The sequence below is a fragment of the Pseudomonas sp. E102 genome (genome assembly GCF_052660185.1).
In genome coordinates this window covers 4,160,193-4,183,981 of sequence record NZ_CP084025.1, presented here as the reverse complement: position 1 = coordinate 4,183,981, position 23,789 = coordinate 4,160,193, and the positions used below count along the sequence as shown (strand labels likewise).

At 59.3% G+C, this 23,789-nt stretch carries 20 protein-coding genes, 2 tRNA genes and 1 rRNA gene; 12 read left to right on the top strand and 11 right to left on the bottom strand.

All coding sequences use genetic code 11. The annotated features are described in order from the left end of the window. Nucleotides 1-29: 29 nt before the first annotated feature. Together DOCECA_RS19080 and DOCECA_RS19075 are read left to right on the top strand one after the other, a co-directional pair. Nucleotides 30-821, top strand: a complete 792-nt coding sequence (locus DOCECA_RS19080) for an AraC family transcriptional regulator (RefSeq protein WP_434607943.1) — start codon at nt 30-32, stop codon at nt 819-821. Nucleotides 822-1,030: 209 nt separating this feature from the next. Further along, nucleotides 1,031-1,924 (top strand): PA4780 family RIO1-like protein kinase, encoded by an 894-nt coding sequence (locus DOCECA_RS19075; protein WP_039593547.1) that lies wholly within the window; start codon nt 1,031-1,033, stop codon nt 1,922-1,924. 59 nt (nt 1,925-1,983) lie between these two features. Here DOCECA_RS19075 and cueR read toward each other — a convergent pair whose 3' ends face one another. The 3 genes from cueR to DOCECA_RS19060 all read right to left on the bottom strand — a co-directional run bounded on the left by cueR (nt 1,984) and on the right by DOCECA_RS19060 (nt 5,286). Continuing rightward, nucleotides 1,984-2,385: a Cu(I)-responsive transcriptional regulator gene (gene cueR, locus DOCECA_RS19070; RefSeq protein WP_445570934.1), complete on the bottom strand. Its 402-nt coding sequence runs from the start codon at nt 2,383-2,385 to the stop codon at nt 1,984-1,986. Then, the gene (locus tag DOCECA_RS19065) at nt 2,382-4,775 is read right to left on the bottom strand and encodes a heavy metal translocating P-type ATPase (protein WP_434607937.1); all 2,394 of its coding nucleotides are present in this window, start codon (nt 4,773-4,775) and stop codon (nt 2,382-2,384) included. The genes cueR and DOCECA_RS19065 overlap by 4 nt, the downstream gene beginning before the upstream one ends. Before the next feature lie 127 nt (nt 4,776-4,902). Further along, a complete protein-coding gene (locus tag DOCECA_RS19060; protein WP_434560831.1) occupies nt 4,903-5,286 on the bottom strand; it encodes a hypothetical protein in 384 nt (127 codons plus the stop codon). Between the two features lie 147 nt (nt 5,287-5,433). Between DOCECA_RS19060 and DOCECA_RS19055 the strand changes: the two genes are divergently transcribed. Further along, nucleotides 5,434-5,631 carry a heavy-metal-associated domain-containing protein gene (locus DOCECA_RS19055; protein ID WP_434649049.1) on the top strand — a complete coding sequence of 66 codons (198 nt, stop codon included), beginning with the start codon at nt 5,434-5,436 and terminating at the stop codon, nt 5,629-5,631. A 93-nt stretch (nt 5,632-5,724) separates the two neighbouring features. Continuing rightward, on the top strand, nt 5,725-6,927 hold the full coding sequence (locus DOCECA_RS19050; RefSeq protein WP_420766299.1) for a multidrug effflux MFS transporter: 1,203 nt from the start codon (nt 5,725-5,727) through the stop codon (nt 6,925-6,927). Nucleotide 6,928: 1 nt separating this feature from the next. Here the strand turns inward: DOCECA_RS19050 and DOCECA_RS19045 are convergent, their stop codons facing one another. Further along, on the bottom strand, nt 6,929-7,099 hold the full coding sequence (locus DOCECA_RS19045) for a hypothetical protein (protein WP_445570933.1): 171 nt from the start codon (nt 7,097-7,099) through the stop codon (nt 6,929-6,931). Nucleotides 7,100-7,252: 153 nt separating this feature from the next. Next, nucleotides 7,253-8,266, bottom strand: coding sequence for a zinc-binding alcohol dehydrogenase family protein (locus DOCECA_RS19040; protein WP_445570932.1), 1,014 nt, complete (start codon nt 8,264-8,266; stop codon nt 7,253-7,255). A 357-nt stretch (nt 8,267-8,623) separates the two neighbouring features. On the opposite strand from DOCECA_RS19040, the gene DOCECA_RS19035 reads away from it, so the two are divergent. Both DOCECA_RS19035 and DOCECA_RS19030 read left to right on the top strand, forming a co-directional pair. Next, on the top strand, nt 8,624-9,358 hold the full coding sequence (locus tag DOCECA_RS19035; RefSeq protein WP_420766302.1) for an ArsR/SmtB family transcription factor: 735 nt from the start codon (nt 8,624-8,626) through the stop codon (nt 9,356-9,358). 85 nt (nt 9,359-9,443) lie between these two features. After that, nucleotides 9,444-10,826: an MFS transporter gene (locus DOCECA_RS19030; RefSeq protein WP_434560827.1), complete on the top strand. Its 1,383-nt coding sequence runs from the start codon at nt 9,444-9,446 to the stop codon at nt 10,824-10,826. A gap of 116 nt (nt 10,827-10,942) precedes the next feature. Here the strand turns inward: DOCECA_RS19030 and DOCECA_RS19025 are convergent, their stop codons facing one another. Beyond that, entirely contained in the window at nt 10,943-11,896 is a 954-nt protein-coding gene (locus DOCECA_RS19025) for an adenosine deaminase (RefSeq protein WP_445570931.1), read from the bottom strand. A 164-nt stretch (nt 11,897-12,060) separates the two neighbouring features. Here DOCECA_RS19025 and DOCECA_RS19020 point away from each other — a divergent pair, with 164 nt between their 5' ends. Then, nucleotides 12,061-13,152, top strand: a complete 1,092-nt coding sequence (locus tag DOCECA_RS19020) for a calcium:proton antiporter (RefSeq protein WP_420766305.1) — start codon at nt 12,061-12,063, stop codon at nt 13,150-13,152. A 59-nt stretch (nt 13,153-13,211) separates the two neighbouring features. Here the strand turns inward: DOCECA_RS19020 and DOCECA_RS19015 are convergent, their stop codons facing one another. The 5 genes from DOCECA_RS19015 to DOCECA_RS18995 form a co-directional block, all read right to left on the bottom strand. Continuing rightward, nucleotides 13,212-14,570 carry an 8-oxoguanine deaminase gene (locus DOCECA_RS19015; protein ID WP_434607929.1) on the bottom strand — a complete coding sequence of 453 codons (1,359 nt, stop codon included), beginning with the start codon at nt 14,568-14,570 and terminating at the stop codon, nt 13,212-13,214. Nucleotides 14,571-14,719: 149 nt separating this feature from the next. Further along, a complete protein-coding gene (locus tag DOCECA_RS19010) occupies nt 14,720-15,406 on the bottom strand; it encodes an SDR family oxidoreductase (RefSeq protein WP_420766307.1) in 687 nt (228 codons plus the stop codon). A 422-nt stretch (nt 15,407-15,828) separates the two neighbouring features. After that, complete coding sequence (locus DOCECA_RS19005; protein ID WP_420766308.1) at nt 15,829-16,422, bottom strand: IMPACT family protein; 594 nt, start codon at nt 16,420-16,422, stop codon at nt 15,829-15,831. Nucleotides 16,423-16,428: 6 nt separating this feature from the next. Continuing rightward, nucleotides 16,429-17,091, bottom strand: coding sequence for a TetR/AcrR family transcriptional regulator (locus tag DOCECA_RS19000; RefSeq protein ID WP_420766309.1), 663 nt, complete (start codon nt 17,089-17,091; stop codon nt 16,429-16,431). A 104-nt stretch (nt 17,092-17,195) separates the two neighbouring features. After that, nucleotides 17,196-18,116 (bottom strand): LysR family transcriptional regulator, encoded by a 921-nt coding sequence (locus DOCECA_RS18995; RefSeq protein WP_434560819.1) that lies wholly within the window; start codon nt 18,114-18,116, stop codon nt 17,196-17,198. Nucleotides 18,117-18,238: 122 nt separating this feature from the next. On the opposite strand from DOCECA_RS18995, the gene DOCECA_RS18990 reads away from it, so the two are divergent. The 5 genes from DOCECA_RS18990 to DOCECA_RS18970 all read left to right on the top strand — a co-directional run bounded on the left by DOCECA_RS18990 (nt 18,239) and on the right by DOCECA_RS18970 (nt 23,564). Then, the gene (locus DOCECA_RS18990; protein WP_420766311.1) at nt 18,239-19,588 is read left to right on the top strand and encodes an aspartate aminotransferase family protein; all 1,350 of its coding nucleotides are present in this window, start codon (nt 18,239-18,241) and stop codon (nt 19,586-19,588) included. 62 nt (nt 19,589-19,650) lie between these two features. Further along, nucleotides 19,651-21,144: a CoA-acylating methylmalonate-semialdehyde dehydrogenase gene (locus DOCECA_RS18985; protein WP_420766312.1), complete on the top strand. Its 1,494-nt coding sequence runs from the start codon at nt 19,651-19,653 to the stop codon at nt 21,142-21,144. A gap of 636 nt (nt 21,145-21,780) precedes the next feature. Next, a 16S ribosomal RNA gene (locus DOCECA_RS18980) occupies nt 21,781-23,319 on the top strand. A gap of 65 nt (nt 23,320-23,384) precedes the next feature. Next, nucleotides 23,385-23,461 (top strand) — tRNA-Ile (locus DOCECA_RS18975). Nucleotides 23,462-23,488: 27 nt separating this feature from the next. After that, nucleotides 23,489-23,564, top strand: a tRNA-Ala gene (locus DOCECA_RS18970). The last annotated feature ends 225 nt before the right edge of the window (nt 23,565-23,789 follow it).

Genomic DNA, 23,789 nt, shown 5'->3' with positions numbered 1-23,789 from the left:
ACAGTCGTCTTGCGATATAAGGCCAATCAATGCCGACTAACGGACAGCAGCAGCTTGAACGGCGCATTCCCGATCTGACGGAACTGCCTCGGCCACTTTATGCTCGGGTCGAAAGCCTGGATGCGGGTTCATGGACCCAGGTGCATCGACACGATTGGGTGCAGTTTTCCTATGCCATCAGCGGTGTGCTCGGCGTTCATACCGCCGAGGGCAGTTTCTTCGCGCCGCCGCAACGGGGCATCTGGATCCCGGCCGACCTCGAACATCACGTCGTGACATCCACCCGTGCGGAAATGCGCAGCCTTTATGTGCATCGCCAGGCTTGCCCGTGGGGCGATGGGCGTTGCCGGGTGCTGGAGGTCACGCCCTTGGCGCGAGAGCTGATCAAGGTCTTCTGCCAATTTCCCGCCGCCTACCCGCAAGGCGATACCCAGGAGGCGCGGCTGGTGCAAGTGCTGCTGGACCAGTTGGCGGCATTGCCGGAAGTGGGTTTTTCCCTGCCGCTGCCACGGCATGCCCGCCTGCTGGAGCTGTGCAACGAGTTGATCGAACAGCCCGAATCCTGCGTCACCCTGCAAGCCTGGGCCGAGCGACTGGGCACATCGGAAAAGACCCTGACCCGTTTGTTTCTACGTGAAACCGGCCTCAACTTTCGCGCGTGGCGCCAACGCATGCGGCTGTTGTCCTCCTTGGGATCGCTGGAGAAAGGCGACAGTGTGACCAGCGCGGCGCTGTCTTGCGGGTATGAGTCGACGTCCGCTTTCATCGCGGCATTCAAGGGATTGTTCGGTTTCACCCCGGGCGAACTGTTCACGCATTGAGCCCTTGTCAGTTCTTGTCGCAAATACTTGCTTATCCAATGACCTGCGACGGGCCGGGTCTCGGCTATGATCTTGCGCGGTTGATCTGATCCGGCACAGTGTGTGCATTCAGGGTTCATAGGTCGGAACCCCTCCCCGTGAAGGGAGGATTGCCGTATAACGACCTGTCATTCGCGTGTTTGGTAATAAAGGACCCAGAATAAAAGCTGATGAAGACTCCAAAACGCATTGAACCCCTGATCGAGGACGGTCTGGTCGACGAGGTGCTGCGCCCACTCATGAGTGGCAAAGAAGCAGCTGTTTATGTGGTGCGCTGCGGCAATGAGCTGCGTTGCGCCAAGGTCTACAAGGAGGCGAACAAGCGAAGTTTTCGCCAGGCGGCCGAATACCAGGAAGGTCGCAAGGTCCGTAACAGTCGTCAGGCCCGCGCCATGGCAAAAGGTTCGAAGTTCGGGCGCAAGGAAACTGAAGACGCTTGGCAGAACGCCGAAGTGGCTGCGTTGTTCCGGTTGGCCAACGCCGGTGTGCGAGTGCCCAAGCCGTACGACTTCCTTGAAGGCGTGCTGCTGATGGAACTGGTGGCCGACGAGTATGGCGATGCCGCGCCACGCCTGAACGATGTCGTGCTGGAGCCGGACCAGGCACGCGAATATCACGCCTATCTGATTTCTCAGATCGTACTGATGCTGTGTACCGGCCTGGTGCACGGCGACCTGTCGGAGTTCAACGTGCTGCTCACGCCGACAGGCCCGGTCATCATCGATCTGCCGCAAGCGGTGGACGCCGCTGGCAACAACCACGCCTTCAGCATGTTGGAGCGGGATGTCGGCAACATGGCGTCCTACTTCGGCCGTTTCGCTCCGGAGCTGAAACGCACCCGGTACGCCAAGGAAATGTGGGCGCTTTATGAAGCCGGCACGTTGCACCCGGGCAGTGTGTTGACCGGTGAGTTCGACGAGCCCGAAGAGCTGGCGGATGTTGGCGGGATCATGCGCGAGATCGAGGCCGCGCGCCTGGACGAAGAACGACGCCAGGCTGTGCGCGCCGCCGACGATGCGCCGCCAGGCAAGACCGAGGAGCCGCCTCCGCCTTGGATGCAGTGATCGGTTGTCCCAGAAACCCGGCCCAGGCCGGGTTTTTTATTTGTGTTCGGTATCGGGCATCACTTCTTGCAACACCCCGATTCCAGCTCCTTGAGGATCGGGCAGTCGGGCCGGTGATCGCCCTGGCAGTGCTCCACCAAGTCCTGGAGGGTATCGCGCAGCTCCGCGAGTTCACGGATTTTCTGGTTCAGTTCATCGATGTGTTGCTTGGCCAGGGTCTTCACGTCGGCACTGGCACGTTGGCGGTCCTGCCAAAGCGTCAACAGTTTGCCGACTTCCTCCAGGGAAAACCCCAGGTCTCGGGAGCGCTTGATGAACGCCAGCGTGTGCAAATCATCGGTGCCGTAGATCCGGTAGCCGCTGTCCGTGCGATGGGCCGCCTTGAGCAAGCCGATGGACTCGTAATACCGGATCATCTTCGCGCTAAGGCCACACTGGCGGGCCGCTTGGCCGATGTTCATCGCTTGTCCTCCAGATCTGCGGGTGTCCAGAACTTCAACAGTAATGCATTGCTGACCACGCTGGCGCTCGACAGCGCCATGGCCGCGCCGGCCAGCACCGGGTTGAGCAAGCCGAACGCGGCCAGGGGAATCCCGACCAGGTTATAGACGAAGGCCCAGAACAGGTTCTGGCGGATCTTTGCGTAGGTCTTGCGGCTGATATCCAGCGCCGCCGGCACCAGGCGAGGGTCGCCGCGCATCAGCGTGATGCCGGCGGCGTGCATCGCCACGTCGGTGCCGCCGCCCATGGCGATGCCAATGTCGGCTGCGGCCAGGGCCGGGGCGTCATTGATGCCGTCGCCAACCATCGCCACCACCGAATGGCCCCTCAGTCGCTCGACGATGGCGGATTTGTCGGCCGGCAATACTTCGGCGTGGATGTTGTTGATTCCCAGCGCCTGGGCCACAACCCGAGCGCTGCCTCGGTTATCGCCGGTGAGCAGATGGATGGTGATATGACGCTGGTTCAAGGCCTCCACCGCCGCCAAGGCGCCCGGCTTGAGTGTGTCGCCGAAGGCAAACAGGCCGAGGACGCGAGGTGTCGAGCCTTGATCGATCAGCCAGGACAACGTCCGACCTTCGGTTTCCCAGGCCTGCGCCGCCTCGGCCAGCGAGTCGGGGTCTGGACCGAGCTCTTCCAGCAAACGCCGATTGCCCAGCGCCAGTCGGCGCCCGTCGAGGCTGCCGGCGATGCCGCGCCCGGTAAGCGACTGGCTATCGCTGATGTCCGGTACGTTCAAGCCGCGCTCGGCGCAGGCGTCCAGCACTGCTTTGGCCAGCGGATGCTCGCTGCCCCGTTGCAGGGCGCCGGCCATTGTCAGCAGCGCATTTTCTTCACCTTCGAGCGCCGCCAAGTGATCAATGCGCGGCGCGCCGGATGTCAAGGTTCCGGTTTTGTCGAACACCACTGTGTCCACGTCATGGGCGCGCTCCAGCGCCTCGGCGTCCTTGATCAAGATGCCGTGGCGCGCGGCGACGCCGGTGCCGGCCATGATCGCTGTCGGCGTCGCCAGGCCCAGGGCACAGGGGCAGGCGATCACCAGCACGGCGACGGCGTTGATCAGTGCTGTCTCCAGCGGCGCTCCGTAGAGCCACCAGCCCGCCAATGTCGCAAGGGCCAAAAGCAACACAACCGGCACGAATACCTGGCTGACTCTGTCCACCAGCTTCTGGATGGGGGCCTTGGCCGCCTGGGCGTCTTCCACCAGGCGAATGATGCGCGCCAGGACCGTCTCTGCGCCAAGGGCCTGGGTGCGCACCAGCAAACGACCTTCGCCATTGATCGCGCCACCGGTGACCTTGTCACCGGGTTGCTTGGGCACGGGCAGGCTTTCGCCACTGATCAGTGCCTCGTCGGCATGGCTCTGGCCTTCGATCACTTCGCCGTCCACCGGGAATCGCTCGCCAGGCTTGACCAACACCCAGTCATTCAAGCGCAGCGCGTTGATGGCAACGTCCCGTTCCTCGCCGTCGATCACCTGAACAGCCCGCTCCGGTCGCAGGGCTTCGAGGGCGCGGATGGCGCTGGCGGTTTGTCGTTTGGCACGGCTTTCCAAATATTTGCCGAGCAATACCAGGGCAATCACCACGGCCGAGGCCTCGAAGTACAAGTGCGGCATGCTCCCGGGCTGGGCAATCGCCCATTCGTAGAGACTCAGGCCATAACCGGCGCTGGTGCCCAGGGCGACCAATAGGTCCATATTCCCGGCCCCGGCGCGGACAGCTTTAAAAGCCGCGACGTAGAAACGTGCACCGAAGATGAATTGGACGGGCGTCGCCAACGCGAACTGCAGCCAGGCTGGCAGCATCCAGCTCACGCCGAAGGGCTGCAACATCATCGGCAATACCAAGGGCAGGGACAGCAAAATTGCCAGTATCAGTGCCAGCCGCTCGCGGTTCAGTCGATCGCCCTGGTTTTTTCGCGGTTGTTCCACCTCCCAGACACTGGCGTCATAGCCGGCGCGCTTGACCGCTTCGAGGAGCGTTTGCGGGTCGATCTGGCCCAGCAATTCGAGGTGAGCCCGCTCATTGGCCAAGTTCACGCTGGCGCGATGCACGCCGGCGACTTTGCTCAATGCTCGCTCGACCCGTGCAACGCAAGAGGCGCAGGTCATGCCTTCGATGCTCAATTCCAGGGTCTGCACGGGAACGCCGTAACCTGCTTGTTCGACTGCCTCCATCAAGGCGGGCAGGCTTCCTTCTGGCGCCTGGACCCGCGCCTGTTCCGTCGCCAGGTTGACGCTGACGGCACTGGCACCGGTCACCTTGCGCAACGCTCGCTCGACTCGCCCGGCGCAGCTGGCGCAGGTCATGCCGCAGATCGGCAGATCGAAAATAGTGGGTTCAGGCATGGGGCAGGCTCCCTGTAGTGGACGACCACAGGATCAACCTTGCCATGTTGGCAAGGTCAAGCGCCAATGCAAAAGCTTGCACGTTGCACTGTGGGAGCAAGTTCGCTCCCCCATGTTAGGGGCAACGTCAGTATCCGAGGTCAGCCTGCTTGAGGTACATGCCTTCCCCATTCGCTGCGATTCGGTATTTCAGAATGTCGCCGGCCTTGAGCGTGATGTCCTGCGATCCCGGAGCGAGCATGCCCGGGGCGCAACCCGCGGCCTGGCCAGGCAGCAGTTTCAGGCGCAAGGAAAACCGACCGGGCGGCAGATTGAAGGAGGTGCTTTGCTCTTGGAATAGCCTGGCCGAGAGCTGATCCTCGATGTAGATGCCGATTTCGCAACTGGTCGGCACTTCCAGGCGCTCACGAGAAATGATCAGCACACCATAATCTTCGCCAACAGCCGATGCCTGGGGGGCCACTGCTGAAAGACCGAGCATGCAAAACAGGCTGAACGCTGACCAGCGCATGGCTGAACCTCCGGTATGAAATCCTGATAGGTGCAGCTTGGCCGAGCAGGACGCCGATTGCCAGCCCGGCAGTTTTTGCCAAAACTTGACCTTTCCATGATGGCAAGCTTGAAACTGTGGTCAATTCCAATCCCAAGGAGTCATTTCATGCAAATCTTCAATGTTCGAGGAATGTCTTGCGGTCATTGCGTAAAGGCCGTTACCCAGGCTGTGCAGGCTCAGGATCCAACCGCGCGGGTGCAAGTGGATCTGGGGGCTGGGACCGTCCAGGTCCAAAGCACGTTGCCGCAGAAGACGGTGATCGATGCGATAAGGGAGGAGGGCTACGAAGCCAGTCCCGCCTGAGATTCTTAATCGTTAGCGACCTATCGGAATGTTCAAGAGCGCTCAGCCCGGCTAAACTGTCGGGCTGCCGACTGACGCTGATCTGGACGCCTGATGAACCTCCGTACCATTCTGATTCTTGGCGCCTTGAGCGCTTTCGGTCCCTTGGCGATCGATTTTTATCTGCCGGCGTTCCCGGCGATGGCAATCGCTTTTGGCACCGATGAAAAACATATCCAACTGACCCTGGCGGCTTATTTCCTCGGGCTGTCCCTCGGCCAACTGGCCTACGGGCCGGTGGCGGATCGCTTCGGACGGCGTATCCCGCTGCTGGCGGGGGTCGGCTTGTTCACCGTGGCATCCCTGGCCTGCGCCTACGCGCCAAGCCTCGAATGGCTGATCGGCGCCCGCTTCGTGCAGGCCTTGGGCGGATGCGCGGGAATGGTGATTTCCCGGGCGGTGGTCAGCGACAAATGCGACGCAGTGGGCTCGGCCAAGGTGTTTTCGCAGTTGATGCTGGTAATGGGCCTGGCGCCGATCCTCGCGCCGATGCTTGGCGGCCTGCTGGTGAACGTTTACGGTTGGCAATCCATTTTCATTGGGTTGACGTTGTTCAGTGCGCTTGCGGCGACGGCGGTTGCCTTGTGGTTGCCGGAAAGCCTGCCTGAGCATGTGCCTCGGCAACCGTTGTCCGGGGCATTGCGCCAATACGGTCGCCTTCTCAAGGACTCTGTTTTCCTTGGTCATGCCTTGACAGGCGGCATCGCGATTGCCGGGATGTTTGCCTACATCGCCGGTTCGCCGTTCGTTTTCATCAAGCTCTATGGCGTGCCCGCTGAGCACTTTGGCTGGCTGTTTGGTACCAACGCGGCGGGCTTCATCCTGGTGGCGCAAGTCAATGCCAGGCTGTTGTCCAAACGCGGTCCGGCCTTCCTGCTGGCCCGCGCGGTCTGGGTCTATTGGATTGCCGGGCTGAGTTTGTTGGCCATCAGCGCCTTCCAGCCGGAGCGGTTGTGGCCGTTGTTGATCCCGCTCTTTATTTGCATCGCCAGTCTGGGTTGCATCATCCCCAATGCGTCGGCTTGCGCCATGAACGGGCAGGGTGCCCGGGCGGGGAGCGCCTCGGCCATGTTGGGATGCCTGCAGTTTTCCGTCGCTGCGGGTGCCGCCGCGTTGGTGGCAGCGCTACATGACGGCACGGCGGTGCCGATGGCGATCGTCATCAGCCTTTGTGGATTGTTGGTGGTCGGCGCGGCAATGCTGACCCGTCGTCTGCAAAACGCTTTGGCGCTTGCCCAGGCGAGTCAGCGAAGCTGATTCAACCGGCCGCGCGCTGCTGATGTTCGGGAAAGTGATGGGGCGCTCGAATGCGCGCTTGCAGGGTGTTCGCGAAAGCCTGGGCTTCGGCTTCGGAGCGAAAGGTCACGACATGCTGGTCAAGGCGCACTTGCCATTGAGATTTTGCCCCCTCTTTTATCAGGATCTTCATTGCTGACCTCCTCGTGTAAAAGATTGCGTTGCAAAGGCCTCGAGTGTAGACCCGATTGCGAGCGCAGTTGTGACAACGGTCAATTGTCGGACTGACGGTGCAGGCTTATGTGGCGAGGGAGCAAGCTCCCTCGCCACGGGCGACTGCCCGGCATCAGAATCCTTCAAGCACGATCTTACCCTTGGCCTTCCCACTTTCAAGCAATGCGTGGGCTCGGCGCAGGTTCTCTGCATTGATCACGCCAAAATGTTCGCCCACCGTTGTTTTCAAGGTGCCGGCGTCGATCAATCCCGCCACGCGATTGAGCAGCTTGTGCTGTTCAAGCATGTCGGCTGTCTCGAACAGGGAACGGGTGTACATGAACTCCCAATGCAAGGACAGGCTCTTGCGCTTGAGCTTGGTCACGTCCAGGGATTTCGGGTCGTCGATGAGGGCCAGCTTGCCTTGGGGCGCCAAGGCTTCGACCAATTGATCCAGGTGCTGGTCGGTCTGGGTCAGGCTGGCCACGTGGGTCACTTGAGCCTGGCCTGCCTGCTTGAGGACTTCGCTCAGCGGCTGGCTGTGATCGACCACCAGGTCGGCACCCAGGTCACGCACCCAATCCACTGTCTGCGGTCGGGACGCGGTACCGATGACCTTGAGGCCGGTGAGCTGGCTGGCCAGTTGCGTCAGGATCGAACCCACGCCCCCGGCGGCGCCGACAATCAGCAGGGTCTGGCCCTGGTCATCCTGGCCTTCTTTTATCTGCAGCCGGTCGAACAGTAGTTCCCAGGCGGTGATCGCCGTGAGCGGCAGCGCGGCGGCTTCGGCGAAACCGAGGGTCTTGGGCATGTGGCCGACGATACGCTCATCCACCACATGCATTTCGCTGTTGCCACCGGCCCTGGCGATGGATCCGGCGTAGAACACCTTGTCGCCAGCCTCGAACAGCGTGACTTCGCTGCCCACGGCCTTGACGACTCCAGCCACGTCCCAGCCCAATACCTTGCCGGCACCGCCTTCTGGCTGCACGTTCTGCCGAACCTTGGTATCGACGGGGTTGACCGAGATGGCCTTGACCTCCACCAGCAAGTCTCTCGGGCCGGCAACCGGCTCCGGCAGCTCGACGTCTTGCAGCGCGCGAGGATCGCTGATGGGCAGTGATTGGTAATAGGCGATGGCTTTCATGAAGCGGCTCCGTGAGCAGGGACGATGGCGCCCATGTTTGGCGATTTGGGGGCGGGGTAAAAGCGGCCAAACCAACAGGCTCTTTCAGTGTTTTTTTGATAATGACCATTAGTCGCGGGCAAATAGAGATTTTTCCCTCACGCACAATCGCCTCCAAAGGTTTCTGGAGGACAGGAAACCTTGATCCGCACGCTTATACTAGCGGCCGCCTGTGTCAGCGTTGAAACGGGCACGACGGCAAGCGAAGTCCGCACGGGCATGCCGGTCTTCCAGGCGGTCAGCCGCTTTGGGCGGCACCTTCTTACGGGTCAATATGCCCCAAAGCAGTAGACAGACGATTCAACAGGGAGTGAATACATGGAACATGCACCTTGCATCAGCCAGATTGCCACGCTGCTGGCCGACCCAAAGCGTAGCGCGATGATGTGGGCGTTGATGGATGGTACGGCCCGACAGGCCGATGAATTGGCTTTGCTGGCCGGGCTTTCGCCCTCTTCGGCCAACGCCCACCTGGGGCGGTTATCCACGGGCGGTCTGTTGAAAGTCGAAGTCCGCGGCCGCAAGCGTTTTTTTCGCCTGGCGGCCCCCGAGATCGGTGCCGCCGTCGAGGCGTTGGCGAGTGCAACCCTTGCCAGCACGCCGCGACAGGTTCCAGAAGTTTTCAAACGCGGCCTCATGCCAACCAAGGCACCGACGGCACCGGCTTCGCTGATGCGCGCCAGGCTTTGCGATGATCATCTGGGCGGTACCCTGGCGGCGGATCTGTATCAGCGATTGTTGGATGCCGGATGGCTTGAACAGGTTGAGCAGCGGGTAATCGTCACGCACAAGGGCGCGAACCAGTTGGCCGGGCGTGGCCTGTTCATCCAGGCACTGGCTCATCGCAACGCGCGCATTGCTTGCCCCTGCCCCGATTGGAGTGAGCGGCGCCCGCACTTGGGTGGCGCGCTGGGGGCTGCGTTGCTGCAGTTGTTCATGCAATCGGGTTGGCTGAGCCTTCCAAATGACTCGAGGGCCCTGCAGGTGACCACCCTCGGCCAGCAGGAAATCCATCGGTTCGCCAGGCAGGACACCTTGGAAATGGCGCTCTAGGGCTGTCGGCAGGTCGCTATCAGCAATAGTCGCCTGTGAGGTTCGCGCACACTCGGTCTGGGGTTCTTTCGGATTGGGGAATGCAATGGACACTCACGTTTACAGTGCCGCGGAACGACTGGAGCGATTGCCCATCAGCGGCTATCACCGGGTCATATTCATCATCATCGCCTTGGCGTTTTTCTTCGACTCCATGGACCTGGCCATGATGACGTTCTTGCTGGGGTCGATCAAAACCGAGTTCGGCCTGAGTTCGGCCCAGGCAGGGCTGCTGGCCAGCTCGAGCTTTTTTGGCATGGTGGTGGGCGCCTCGCTGTCGGGCATGTTGGCCGATCGGTTTGGGCGAAAGCCGGTGTTCCAGTGGAGCATCGTACTGTGGGGGGTGGCCAGTTACCTGTGTTCCACCGCCCAGGACATCGAGACATTGACGTTGTTTCGTGTCCTGTTGGGCGTCGGCATGGGCATGGAGTTTCCAATCGCCCAGTCGATGCTTTCGGAGCTTATTCCAGCGAAGCGCCGTGGACGCTACATCGCCTTGATGGACGGCTTCTGGCCGCTGGGCTTTGTGGCGGCGGGCGTGTTGTCGTATTTCCTCCTGCCGGTGATCGGCTGGCGTGACATTTTCCTGGTATTGGCGGTGCCGGCGGTCTTCGTTCTGGTGATTCGTTTTTTCATTCCCGAATCGCCGCGTTGGCTGGAGCAGGCTGGCCGGGGCGATGAAGCGGATGCCGTGCTCAAGCGGATCGAAGACAAAGTCCGCGCCTCGCTGGGCACGCACGATTTGCCCGAGCCCATTCGCCTGCCGAGGCTGGCGACCGTGCCTGGCAACTTTTTCTCGGCCCTGGCGCAGATTTGGTCACCGTTGTATCGCCAACGCACCGTGATGATCTGGAGCGTCTGGTTCTTCGCCCTGCTCGGGTTCTACGGCCTGACGTCCTGGCTCAGCGCCTTGTTGCAGCAATCGGGTTTTGCGGTGACGCAGTCGGTCTACTACACGGTTCTGATTTCCCTGGGCGGGATCCCCGGTTTCCTGATGGCGGCCTGGCTGGTGGAACGTTGGGGGCGCAAGCCGGTGTGCATCATCACGCTGCTGGGCGGCGGGGTCATGGCATTTCTGTATGGCCAGAGCGCGGTGTTTGGCGGCAACGTGGGCCTGCTGATAAGCACCGGACTGTTGATGCAGTTCTTCCTGTTCGGCATGTGGGCGGTGCTTTATACCTATACACCGGAGCTTTACCCCACCTCCGCGAGAGCCACGGGATCGGGCTTTGCCTCGGCGGTCGGACGCATCGGTTCGCTGCTTGGCCCCTTGGTAACAGGGTTGGTATTTCCGATCACCGGGCAAGGCGGTGTGTTTGCCCTGGGCGCGCTGTGCTTTGCGGTGGCGGCGGGTGTGGTCTGGTTGTACGGAATGGAGACGCGGGGCAAAACGCTGGAGGAGTTGAGCGAAGCGAATGTCGCTGACTGAACACAGCCTCCTGTGGGAGCGAGCTTGCTCGCGATAGCGCCGGGTCAGCCAACATCAATGTTGAATGATCGACCGCCATCGCGAGCAAGCTCGCTTCCACAGGCGTTGAGACGGGCTTAAGGTTTTACCAGTCGCGCATCCAGGCTGTTTTGCGCCAAGCGCTTGGCCTGGTCTTGAGTCATGCCCAAATGCGTATGCAGCGCATGGAAGTTTTCGGTGACGTAGCCGCCGAAATACGCCGGGTCATCGGAGTTCACCGTTACCTTCACGCCGCGTTCGAGCATATCGAGGATGTTGTGCTGCGACATGTCGTCGAACACGCAGAGCTTGGTGTTGGACAACGGGCACACCGTCAGCGGGATTTGCTCGTCGATGATTCGCTGCATCAGCCGTTCATCTTCGATTGCCCGAACGCCGTGGTCGATGCGCTGGATCTTCAGCAGGTCCAAGGCTTCCCAGATGTACTCGGGCGGACCTTCCTCGCCAGCGTGGGCGACGGTCAGGAAACCTTCGTTTCGCGCGCGGTCGAACACCCGCTGGAATTTGCTTGGTGGATGGCCCATCTCCGAGCTGTCGAGGCCGACGGCCACGAACGCGTCACGGAACGGCAGCGCCTGGTCGAGGGTCTGCTCGGCCTGTTCTTCGCTCAGGTGGCGCAGGAAACTCAGGATCAGGCCGCTGGTGATGCCCAGTTGCTGTTCGCCGTCCTTGAGGGCGGCGGCGATGCCGTTGAGCACCACTTCGAATGGAATGCCGCGATCGGTGTGGGTCTGGGGATCGAAGAACGGTTCGGTGTGGATCACGTTCTGCGCCTTGCAACGCAGCAGGTAGGCCCAGGTCAGGTCATAGAAATCCTGGGAGGTGCGCAGCACGTCGGCGCCCTGGTAGTACAGGTCGAGAAATTCCTGCAGGTTGTTGAAGGCGTAGGCCTGGCGCAGGGTGTCAACGTCGTTCCATGGCAAGGCGATCTTGTTGCGTTCGGCCAGGGCAAACAGCAACTCGGGCTCCAGCGAGCCTTCCAGGTGCAGGTGCAGTTCAGCCTTGGGCAAGGTGTTCAGCCAGTCGTACATGTCTTTTTCTCATCAGCGAATCGATGGCGGGCATTCTACAGGGGTAGGCGCCGATGTCTGGTAAAACCTGACCGGCTGATCCACTACGCAGGCCGCATCCGCACGAAACGTTCCCGGCCCGTCACAGTCTAGTAGCTCATGACCCGTCCATTGCCAGGCCCACGATGTTCTCGTTGATCAAGCAAGAAAAACTGCTGTTGTTGGCCCTGCTCGCCGCCTTCGTCGCCTACCCGCTTGAACATTGGTTTCTGGGCAGCGGGCAGGCCGTGGCGCTGGCGAGTGGGTTGGTGCTGATCGGTTTTATTGTTTCTGCGTCCATGCGCGTTGCTCATCACGCGGAACTGTTGGCGGAAAAGGTTGGCGATCCCTACGGCACCATGATCCTGACCTTGTCGGCGGTGCTGGTGGAAGTCGTGATCCTGGCGATCATGATGAGTAACGAGGCATCACCCACCCTGGTACGAGACACGATTTATTCTGCGGTCATGCTCGACATCAACGGCATTCTCGGGCTCGCGGCTTTGATGGGGGGGCTCAAGCATGGCGAGCAGGTCTATAACGATGACTCGGCGCGCACCTACAGCGTGATGATTCTCACCGCCATGGGCGTGTCGATGGTGGTGCCGGAGTTCATTCCACAGGAAAACTGGAAACATTATTCGGCGTTCACCATCGGCGCGATGGTCGTGTTGTATACCTTGTTCCTACGGATGCAGGTGGGACCCCACAGCTATTTTTTCAGCTACAGCTACCCGCAAAAGCGCCGCAGGAAAGAGCCCGTGGAAACCGAGCCGAAACCCATCAGCCTGGCATTTTCCATCGGCGCATTGGTGTTTGGCGTAGTGGTAATCGGTGCGCTGGCAGAAGTCATGTCCAAAGCCATCGACCTGGGGCTGGAGGGCTCCGGCGCGCCGCCGGTGGTCACGGCAATCCTGGTGGCGGCCATCTCCGCTGCGCCGGAGATCCTCACGGCCCTGCGCGCAGCCTTGGCCAATCGCATGCAGTCGGTGGTCAACATCGCGCTGGGGGCGTCGTTGTCCACCGTGATCCTGACCGTGCCGGTGATGGAAGCGATGGCGCTCTACACCGGGCAACCTTTTCAGATGGCGATGACGCCGGTGCAGACGGTGATGATTTTCATCACCCTGATCGTCAGCGCCATCAACCTCAACGATGGCGAAACCAACGCCATCGAGGGGATGACCCATTTTGTGTTGTTTGCGACGTTTGTGATGTTGTCGTTGCTGGGCCTTTAGCTTGTCAGAATCCTTGTGGGAGCGAGCAGACTCGCTGCCACATTCGTCCTTTGATTGGGTCACGATGCCGCAATCAACTCCCGCGCGGCCTGGCTGTGATCGGCAATCAACCCTTTCAGGTCGAGGCCTTCGATCTGTCCGTCGATCACACGCCACTCGCCTGCAACCATCACTCGATCCGCCCGATCAGCACCGCACAGCAGCAGTGCCGAGATCGGGTCGTGGCTGCCGGAAAAGCGCAACTCATCAAGTTTGAATAACGCCAGGTCAGCCTGCTTGCCCACCGCCAATTCGCCGATGTCGCTGCGCCCCAGCAATTGCGCCGAACCCCGGGTCGCCCAGCCCAGTACCCGTTCCGGTGTGATTGCTTGTGCGCCGTAGCGCAGGCGCTGGATGTAGAGCGCTTGGCGGGCTTCCAGGATCATGTTCGAGGCATCATTGGAGGCTGAGCCGTCAACCCCCAGGCCCAGCGGGGCGCCGGCGGCAGTGAGTTCAAGCGTCGGACAGATCCCCGAGGCCAGGCGCATGTTCGAGCTGGGGCAATGACAGATACCGGTGCCGGCGGCGCCGAGACGGACGATTTCGTCCGGATTGAAATGAATGCCATGGGCCAGCCAGGTGCGCGGGCCCAGCCAGCCGACGCTGTCCAGGTAATCGACGGTGCGCAGGCCGAAGCGTTGCAGGCAGAAATCTTCTTCGTCGAGGGTCTCGGCCAGGTGCGTGTGCAGGCGTACGTCGAGTTTTTCCGCAAGTTCGGCGCTGGCGCTCATGATCTCGGGCGTGACTGAAAACGGCGAGCACGGCGCCAAGGCAATCTGGATCTGCGCGCCATCGCCTCGTTGGTGATAGCGGGCAATCAATCGCTGGCTGTCGTCGAGAATCACCTGGCCCTGCTGGACGGTCTGTTGCGGCGGCAAGCCACCGTCGGCTTCGCCCAGGCTCATGGAGCCGCGAGTCAGCATTGCGCGCATGCCCAGCTCGCGAACGCTTTGAACCTGCACATCGATCGCATTTTCCAGGCCTTGCGGGAACAGATAATGATGATCGGCCGCCGTCGTGCAGCCTGAGAGCAGCAGTTCAGCCAGCGCCACCTTGCTTGCCAGGGCGAGTTTTTCCGGCGTCAGTCGTGCCCATACGGGATAGAGGGTTTTCAACCAAGGGAATAGCGGCTGGTTGACCACCGGTGCCCAGGCGCGGGTGAGGGTCTGATAGAAGTGGTGATGAGTGTTGATCAGCCCAGGCAGGATTACATGATCGCGGGCGTCAAAGACTAGGTCGCAGGGCTGGCCGGGTTGCTGGCCGAGGCCCAGCAGTTCGACGATCGCACCGTCCTGCAGGACGAGACCGCCACGGGCATCGAGGCCGTTGGCCGTGAAGACGGCGAGGGGATTTTTTAACCAGGTACGGGTCGCAGGCATGATGGCCGGCTCCTCTGAAAGTGGGTTCAGGTTAGCCAGCTCAGTGATGCCCTGTCTGCTGATCCAGGGGCGCCATGGGAGGGCGCGGGTCGGAGTTTACTCAGGTTGTTCGGCACATATCCAGTACCCGGCGACGTAATGGGTGGCGTTTACCAGGGAATCGTCTCGCCCCTGTAATTGACGAAGTGATGCCCGCCCTTGCCGGTGAAGGCATTGACCTGGTCGATCAGCCCACGGGTACTGGTCGGGACGTCTATCTCGGCACCTTCACCGCCCATGTCGGTCTTCACCCAGCCCGGATGCAGGGACAGTACGGTCAGCGACTGCTCGCCCAATTGACTGACGAAACTGTTGGTCATTGAGTTGAGGGCGGCTTTGCTTGCCTTGTACAACGCCAGTTCCGGCGCGTCGGGCATGGTCACGCTGCCCAGTACGGAGCTCATGAAAGCCAGCACGCCGCTACGTTCGCGAATCTGCCCGACGAAGCGCTGGGCCAGATTGATCGGTGCCACTGCGTTGGTGAAGAACAATTGGCCCACCTCCGCCAGCGTTGCGCCGCCAGGGTTCTGATTGGCCGGGCCCTTTACGCCGGCGTTGACGAACAGCAAGTCGAAGATTTCGCCCTTGAGTTGCTGGCTCAAGGCGATGACGGCTTGCTGGTCGTCCATGTCGAGCCTTTCGATTCGCACCGGACCCAGCGCTTTCAAGGCGTCCGCGTGCTGCGGGTTGCGCACGGTAGCAGTGACGTTCCAGCCGTCGCTGAGCAACGTCTTTACCAAACCCAGGCCCAAGCCCCTGGAAGCACCGATGATCAATGCATTTTTCGCCGAATTCATGAAGGCATCCTTGAAAGAAAAGGCCATGGATTTAATGGACAACGTTGCCCGAGCCGTTGTTTCAACTCGTGACGCAACGCGTCGGGTTTGTATCACGTATCGATTGATTAAAAATTGATCAAGCGGCTGCGGTCCATGCCGTTACTGAGGCTGCTGGACCCATGAACGGGTTATCCACAGCTTGTTCCACAGTAATTGTGCGCAAGCTCCAAGGTCGGGAATAAGCCCCGTGCGGCTTTCTTCTAAAGGTGATAAAGCGCCGCAAGTGATTGTTTTGCTGACGGATCTCTGAAGTCTGGATGCCCCTGTACGAAAAATGTACAAATTCCCGAAAGCCGCATGACAGAAGGGTTACAGCGTGGTACGCCCAGGTTATCCACAAGCGGGTGCACAGCGCGTGTGGGCAAATCCGCGTTTTGCCGTCACACGGCGGTCTCACGCTCCAGGCGTATGTGCCCGCGACTCAGGTCGGCCAGCCGTGCCTGCAGCGTTTCAATGTGTTCTTCGCCCACCGCCAATTGAAGCTCTACACCATCGGCGGTGAAATGCTCGGCGTTCACCAAACCCCCGCATTCGGTTGTGCGCAGTTTCACCAGGGCCAGTTCCGCGAACCCGCAAACGCAGCGCAGCCCCACGCGGCTGATCAATTCAATCTTCTCGGCGTTTTGCAGGCATTTGTTTGCACCGCCGCCGTACGCCCGCGCCAACCCACCGGTCCCCAGCTGGATTCCGCCGTACCAGCGGATCACCAGCACCACCACCTGATCGCAGGCTTGGGCCTGGATGGCTGCCAGGATCGGACGTCCGGCGGTACCGCCTGGTTCGCCATCGTCGCTGCTGCGGTACTGGTTGCCGAATTTCCAGGCCCAGCAATTGTGCGTGGCGGCCAGGTCGCTGTGCTGTTCGATAAAGGCCTGGGCCTCGGCAGGGCTGTTGATGGCGGCGGCAAGGGTAATGAAACGGCTTTTGCGGATTTCTTCACGGTACTCACAAAAGCCGGCGAGGGTATAAGGCATGTAGTCCTAGGATCTGTATGAGAGGTCAGGTGTCAGGCCGCAGCCTTTTAGAATGATACGGATCAAGTTGTCGCCAGCGTCGATCATGTCTTGCTTGGTCAGCTTGCTGCGACCGGTCACGCGGCAGATCTGGGTAGCAAAGTCGGCATAATGCTGGGTGCTGCCCCATAGCAGGAAGATGAGATGCACCGGATCGACCGGGTCCATTTTTCCTGCATCGATCCAAGCCTGGAAAACAGCCGCTCGGCCCTTGAACCAGGCCTGATAGTCCTGGTTGAAATATTCGCTCAGGCACTCGCCGCCACTGATCACTTCCATGGCGAAGATCCGCGATGCCTGAGGTTGGCGCCGCGAGAACTCCATCTTGGCGCGGATGTAGCGGGTCAATGCCTGCGCCGGATCGTCTTCGGCCGTCAGGGAATTGAACGTGCTGTCCCATAACTCGATGATGTTGCTCAATACCGCCACGTAGAGCCCGAGCTTATTGGTGAAATAGTAGTGGAGGTTGGCCTTGGGCAATCCAGCCTTCAAGGCAATCGTATTCATGCTGGTGCCCTTGAAACCGTGACGAGCGAACTCATCCTCGGCGGCCCTGAGGATGGTCTCTTCGTTCTGTTGACGAATGCGGCCGGTAGGCTTGCCGCCATGGGCGGGAACTTCAAAAGTCATGGACGTTTCCGGGCTGGGTCTGTGGGTGCGGGCAAATGCGTTCATAGCGCACCGGCGCGGATCAGACAAGTGCTGCGGCTATAAAAGCGGCACGTTGAAGAAATTCAGCGTGTTGCCGCGAGATTTTCGAGGAAGCTTTCCAGCACCAAATGAGGGCGACGTCCCTTGCGCGTGACTGATGCCAGGCTCAGGTCGTAGAAACGCGCGAAGGGTTTGAGCGCGCGTAGGCGACCTTGTTGTACCCAGAGATTGGCGTAGTGATCTGGTAGATAACCGATATAACGACCTGTGAGAATCAGAAACGCCATGCCTTCGCGGTCCGATGCGCTGGCCGTGCAGTTCAGTGCCTGGTAATGGGCCTGGATGTCGGCCGGCAAGCGAAAGGTTGGCGCGATGGCGTCTTGGGTATTGAGGCGAGCGTCTTCGAGTTGCTGGTCGTCCACGTAAAACAGTGGATGACCGACCGCGCAATACAGCAGCGAGCGTTCGCTGTAGAGCGGTTGGTATTCAAGACCTGAAAGGGCGCTGGCCTGGGGGACCACGCCGACGTGAAGGCGACCGTCGAGTACGCCTTGCTCGACTTCGTTGGGTGCGATCATGCGAATCTGGATTTGCACGTCTGGCCCGCGTTCTTTCAACTGGGCCAAGGCGTGGGTGATACGCATATGCGGCAGGGTGACAAGGTTGTCCGTCAGGCCAATGATCAATTCGCCGCGTAAATGTTGATGGAGGCCGTTGACCTCGGTACGGAAACTTTCCAGCGCACTTAATAGTTGCAGCGCCGACTGATAGACCTCGCGGCCTTCTTCAGTCAGGGAAAAGCCCGCGCGGCCACGCTGGCACAAGCGCAGCCCTAGGCGTTGTTCAAGATCATTCATCTGCTGGCTGATAGCCGAGCGGCCGATCCCGAGGACCGTTTCGGCGGCAGAAAAACCACCGCATTCCACCACGCTGCGGAAAATGCGCAGCAAGCGGATATCGAAGTCGCTGACCTGGGCCAGCGGATCGGAACGACGCATGCTCATAGTTTAGTAATCCGCTGACTGAAGGTTAGAAAAGCTGGGTTTCACCGACTTTATCGCCGTGGCAACGTAGTCGCAAGAACGCTCCTGATTTCATACCGTTTATGTCTTGCGAGGTTTTGTCGATGAACATGCCCGAACACGCTGTCGGTTCCCTGGCCAGCCAGCTCAAGCTGGACGCTCATTGGATGCCTTATACGGCCAATCGCAATTTCCAACGCGACCCTCGCCTGATCGTCGCTGCCGAAGGTAGCTGGCTGACCGATGACAAGGGACGCAAGGTCTACGATTCGCTGTCGGGATTGTGGACATGCGGCGCCGGGCACACCCGCAAGGAGATCCAGGAAGCGGTCGCCAAGCAACTGGGCACGCTCGATTACTCGCCGGGATTCCAGTATGGACATCCGTTGTCGTTCCAATTGGCGGAAAAGATCACCAACCTGACCCCGGGCAACCTCAACCATGTGTTCTTCACCGATTCAGGTTCCGAGTGCGCCGATACCGCAGTGAAGATGGTTCGCGCTTATTGGCGCCTCAAGGGGCAGGCCACCAAGACCAAGATGATCGGTCGTGCCCGCGGTTATCACGGTGTGAATATTGCCGGCACCAGCCTGGGCGGGGTCAGCGGCAACCGCAAATTGTTCGGCCAAGCCATGATGGATGTTGATCATTTGCCCCATACCTTGCTGGCCAGTAACGCCTATTCCCGCGGCATGCCCAAGGAGGGCGGGATCGCCTTGGCCGATGAGCTGTTGAAGTTGATCGAGCTGCACGACGCTTCCAATATCGCCGCCGTGTTTGTCGAGCCGATGGCTGGGTCCGCCGGTGTGCTGGTGCCGCCAGAGGGATACCTGAAGCGTCTGCGGGAAATCTGCGACCAGCACAACATTTTGCTGGTGTTTGACGAAGTGATCACCGGGTTCGGTCGTACCGGCGCGATGTTTGGTGCCGACAGCTTTGGCGTGACGCCGGACGTGATGTGCATCGCCAAGCAAGTCACCAACGGTGCAATTCCGATGGGGGCGGTCATTGCCAGCAGCGAAATCTACCAGACGTTCATGAGCCAGCCGACGCCTGAATATGCCGTGGAATTCCCCCATGGCTATACGTACTCGGCGCACCCAGTGGCGTGCGCGGCGGGACTGGCGGCGTTGGACCTGCTGCAAAAAGAGAATCTGGTGCAGGGTGTGGCCGAGGTGGCGCCGCATTTCGAGACCGCATTGCATGGCTTGAAAGGCTCGAAAAACGTTATCGATATTCGCAACTTTGGCTTGGCCGGGGCGATCCAGATCGCCCCCCGTGACGGTGACGCTATCGTGCGTCCTTTCGAGGCGGGAATGGCACTGTGGAAAGCTGGGTTCTATGTGCGCTTTGGCGGCGATACCTTGCAGTTCGGGCCGACGTTCAACAGCAAGCCGCAGGACCTGGATCGCCTGTTCGACGCAGTTGGTGAAGTGCTGAACAAGATCGACTGATTTCTTCTATATAGAGAGACGCTCGTTAATGGGCGTCTGGTGATCAATTTCCTGGAGTCCCCATGAGCCTCATCCCGCATTTGATCAATGGCGAACTGTTGAGCGATAACGCCCGTACAGCCGATGTGTTCAACCCGTCCACCGGCCAGGCAATCCATCAAGTACCGCTGGCGGATCGCGCAACTGTCCAGCAGGCGATCGATGGCGCCAAGGCCGCTTTCCCGGCCTGGCGCAACACGCCGGCGGCGAAGCGCGCCCAAGTAATGTTCCGTTTCAAGCAACTGCTGGAGCAGAACGAGTCGCGCATCGCCCAGTTGATCAGCGAAGAACACGGCAAGACCCTGGAAGACGCGGCGGGGGAACTCAAACGGGGTATCGAAAACGTTGAGTTTGCCTGTGCGGCGCCGGAAATCCTGAAGGGCGAATACAGTCGCAATGTAGGGCCGAATATCGATGCTTGGTCAGATTTCCAGCCTTTAGGTGTCGTGGCGGGTATCACGCCGTTCAATTTCCCGGCAATGGTGCCGTTGTGGATGTACCCGCTGGCTATCGTCTGTGGGAATTGTTTCATTCTCAAGCCGTCGGAGCGCGATCCGAGTTCGACACTGCTGATCGCCCAGCTTTTGCTGGAAGCCGGTTTGCCCAAAGGTGTATTGAGCGTAGTCCATGGCGACAAGGCGGCGGTGGATGCTTTGATCGAGGCGCCGGAGGTAAAAGCGCTGAGTTTTGTCGGGTCGACACCAATCGCTGAATACATCTATGCCGAAGGTACTCGTCGAGGTAAGCGCGTCCAGGCGCTGGGTGGGGCGAAGAACCATGCGGTGCTGATGCCGGATGCAGATCTGGACAACGCAGTCAGCGCCTTGATGGGCGCGGCGTACGGTTCGTGCGGTGAGCGCTGCATGGCGATTTCGGTAGCGGTATGTGTCGGCGATCAAGTAGCGGATGCCCTGGTGGCCAAGTTGGTGCCGCAGGTCAAGGCACTGAAGATCGGTGCGGGGACTTCTTGCGGACTGGACATGGGGCCGCTTGTTACCGGGCAGCACCGCGACAAGGTCAGTGGGTATATAGAGGAGGGCGTGTCGGCGGGGGCATCATTGATTGTCGATGGTCGTGGCTTGAGCGTTGCTGGGCACGAGGAAGGCTTTTTCCTGGGTGGCTGCCTGTTTGACCGCGTGACGCCTGAGATGCGCATCTACAAGGAAGAAATCTTCGGGCCGGTGCTGTGTATCGTCCGGGTCAATAGCTTGGAAGAGGCGATGCAACTGATCAACGATCACGAATATGGCAACGGCACCTGCATCTTTACCCGTGACGGCGAAGCGGCGCGGTTGTTTTGCGATGAGATTGAAGTCGGCATGGTTGGCGTCAATGTTCCATTGCCAGTGCCTGTCGCCTATCACAGCTTCGGTGGCTGGAAGCGTTCACTTTTTGGTGACTTGCATGCCTATGGTCCGGACGGGGTGCGTTTTTATACCCGTCGCAAGGCCATTACCCAACGCTGGCCGCAGCGTGCCAGCCATGAGGCTTCGCAGTTTGCATTTCCCAGTTTGTAACCTGTAAGTGAAGAGGCCGGCGCCCCTGGGCGTCGGCCTCTGTATTTCCGGGGTTTCTGACTGATATGACAGAATTATGAAAATAAAGGGTTGACGGCAAATTCTGGATGTCTATAATTCGCCCCACTTCCGGCGCAGTCGAAACGGAAAACTCCTTGAGTTTCAACGAGTTAGCCAAGTTTCGGTAAGTGCTTCGCTTCAGTTCATCGAAGCACGGAAGGAGTGGGTAGGCCGGTTTGTTGGGCGCTATCGACGGTTCGATCCTCTCGGTCGAAAGCGGTAAAAAAGAGGTGTTGACAGCAGCGAGTAACGCTGTAGAATTCGCCTCCCGCTAACGAGAGATCGAAAGCGCAAGTGGTTGAAGTTGTTAAGGATTTCCAAGCGAAACTTTGAAAACTTCTTAAAATAACCGCTTGACAGATACACGGGGCGCTGTAGAATGCGCGCCTCGGTTGAGACGAAAGGCTCAACCCACCGCTCTTTAACAACTGAATCAAGCAATTCGTGTGGGTGTTTGTGGAGTCAGACTGCTAGTCAACAGATTATCAGCATCACAAGTTACTCCGCGAGAAATCAAAGATGTAACCAACGATTGCTGAGCCAAGTTTAGGGTTTTCTCAAAACCCAAAGATGTTTGAACTGAAGAGTTTGATCATGGCTCAGATTGAACGCTGGCGGCAGGCCTAACACATGCAAGTCGAGCGGCAGCACGGGTACTTGTACCTGGTGGCGAGCGGCGGACGGGTGAGTAATGCCTAGGAATCTGCCTGGTAGTGGGGGATAACGCTCGGAAACGGACGCTAATACCGCATACGTCCTACGGGAGAAAGCAGGGGACCTTCGGGCCTTGCGCTATCAGATGAGCCTAGGTCGGATTAGCTAGTTGGTGAGGTAATGGCTCACCAAGGCGACGATCCGTAACTGGTCTGAGAGGATGATCAGTCACACTGGAACTGAGACACGGTCCAGACTCCTACGGGAGGCAGCAGTGGGGAATATTGGACAATGGGCGAAAGCCTGATCCAGCCATGCCGCGTGTGTGAAGAAGGTCTTCGGATTGTAAAGCACTTTAAGTTGGGAGGAAGGGCATTAACCTAATACGTTAGTGTTTTGACGTTACCGACAGAATAAGCACCGGCTAACTCTGTGCCAGCAGCCGCGGTAATACAGAGGGTGCAAGCGTTAATCGGAATTACTGGGCGTAAAGCGCGCGTAGGTGGTTCGTTAAGTTGGATGTGAAATCCCCGGGCTCAACCTGGGAACTGCATTCAAAACTGTCGAGCTAGAGTATGGTAGAGGGTGGTGGAATTTCCTGTGTAGCGGTGAAATGCGTAGATATAGGAAGGAACACCAGTGGCGAAGGCGACCACCTGGACTGATACTGACACTGAGGTGCGAAAGCGTGGGGAGCAAACAGGATTAGATACCCTGGTAGTCCACGCCGTAAACGATGTCAACTAGCCGTTGGGAGCCTTGAGCTCTTAGTGGCGCAGCTAACGCATTAAGTTGACCGCCTGGGGAGTACGGCCGCAAGGTTAAAACTCAAATGAATTGACGGGGGCCCGCACAAGCGGTGGAGCATGTGGTTTAATTCGAAGCAACGCGAAGAACCTTACCAGGCCTTGACATCCAATGAACTTTCCAGAGATGGATTGGTGCCTTCGGGAGCATTGAGACAGGTGCTGCATGGCTGTCGTCAGCTCGTGTCGTGAGATGTTGGGTTAAGTCCCGTAACGAGCGCAACCCTTGTCCTTAGTTACCAGCACGTTATGGTGGGCACTCTAAGGAGACTGCCGGTGACAAACCGGAGGAAGGTGGGGATGACGTCAAGTCATCATGGCCCTTACGGCCTGGGCTACACACGTGCTACAATGGTCGGTACAGAGGGTTGCCAAGCCGCGAGGTGGAGCTAATCCCACAAAACCGATCGTAGTCCGGATCGCAGTCTGCAACTCGACTGCGTGAAGTCGGAATCGCTAGTAATCGCGAATCAGAATGTCGCGGTGAATACGTTCCCGGGCCTTGTACACACCGCCCGTCACACCATGGGAGTGGGTTGCACCAGAAGTAGCTAGTCTAACCTTCGGGAGGACGGTTACCACGGTGTGATTCATGACTGGGGTGAAGTCGTAACAAGGTAGCCGTAGGGGAACCTGCGGCTGGATCACCTCCTTAATCGACGACAGCAGCGGCTCCATGAGCTCCCACACGAATTGCTTGATTCATTGAAGAAGACGATTGGGTCTGTAGCTCAGTTGGTTAGAGCGCACCCCTGATAAGGGTGAGGTCGGCAGTTCGAATCTGCCCAGACCCACCAATTTCATGGTGTACCCTGTAGCGATACGGGGCCATAGCTCAGCTGGGAGAGCGCCTGCCTTGCACGCAGGAGGTCAGCGGTTCGATCCCGCTTGGCTCCACCATTACAGATTGGTTCCAACGTTTAAAGCTTAGAAATGAGCATTCCATCCGCGGGATGATGAATGTTGATTTCTAGTCTTTTGATTAGATCGTTCTTTAAAAATTTGGGTATGTGATAGAAAGATAGACTGAACGTTACTTTCACTGGTAACGGATCAGGCTAAGGTAAAATTTGTGAGTGGCTCTTAGAGCCAGATCGAATTTTCGGCGAATGTCGTCTTCACAGT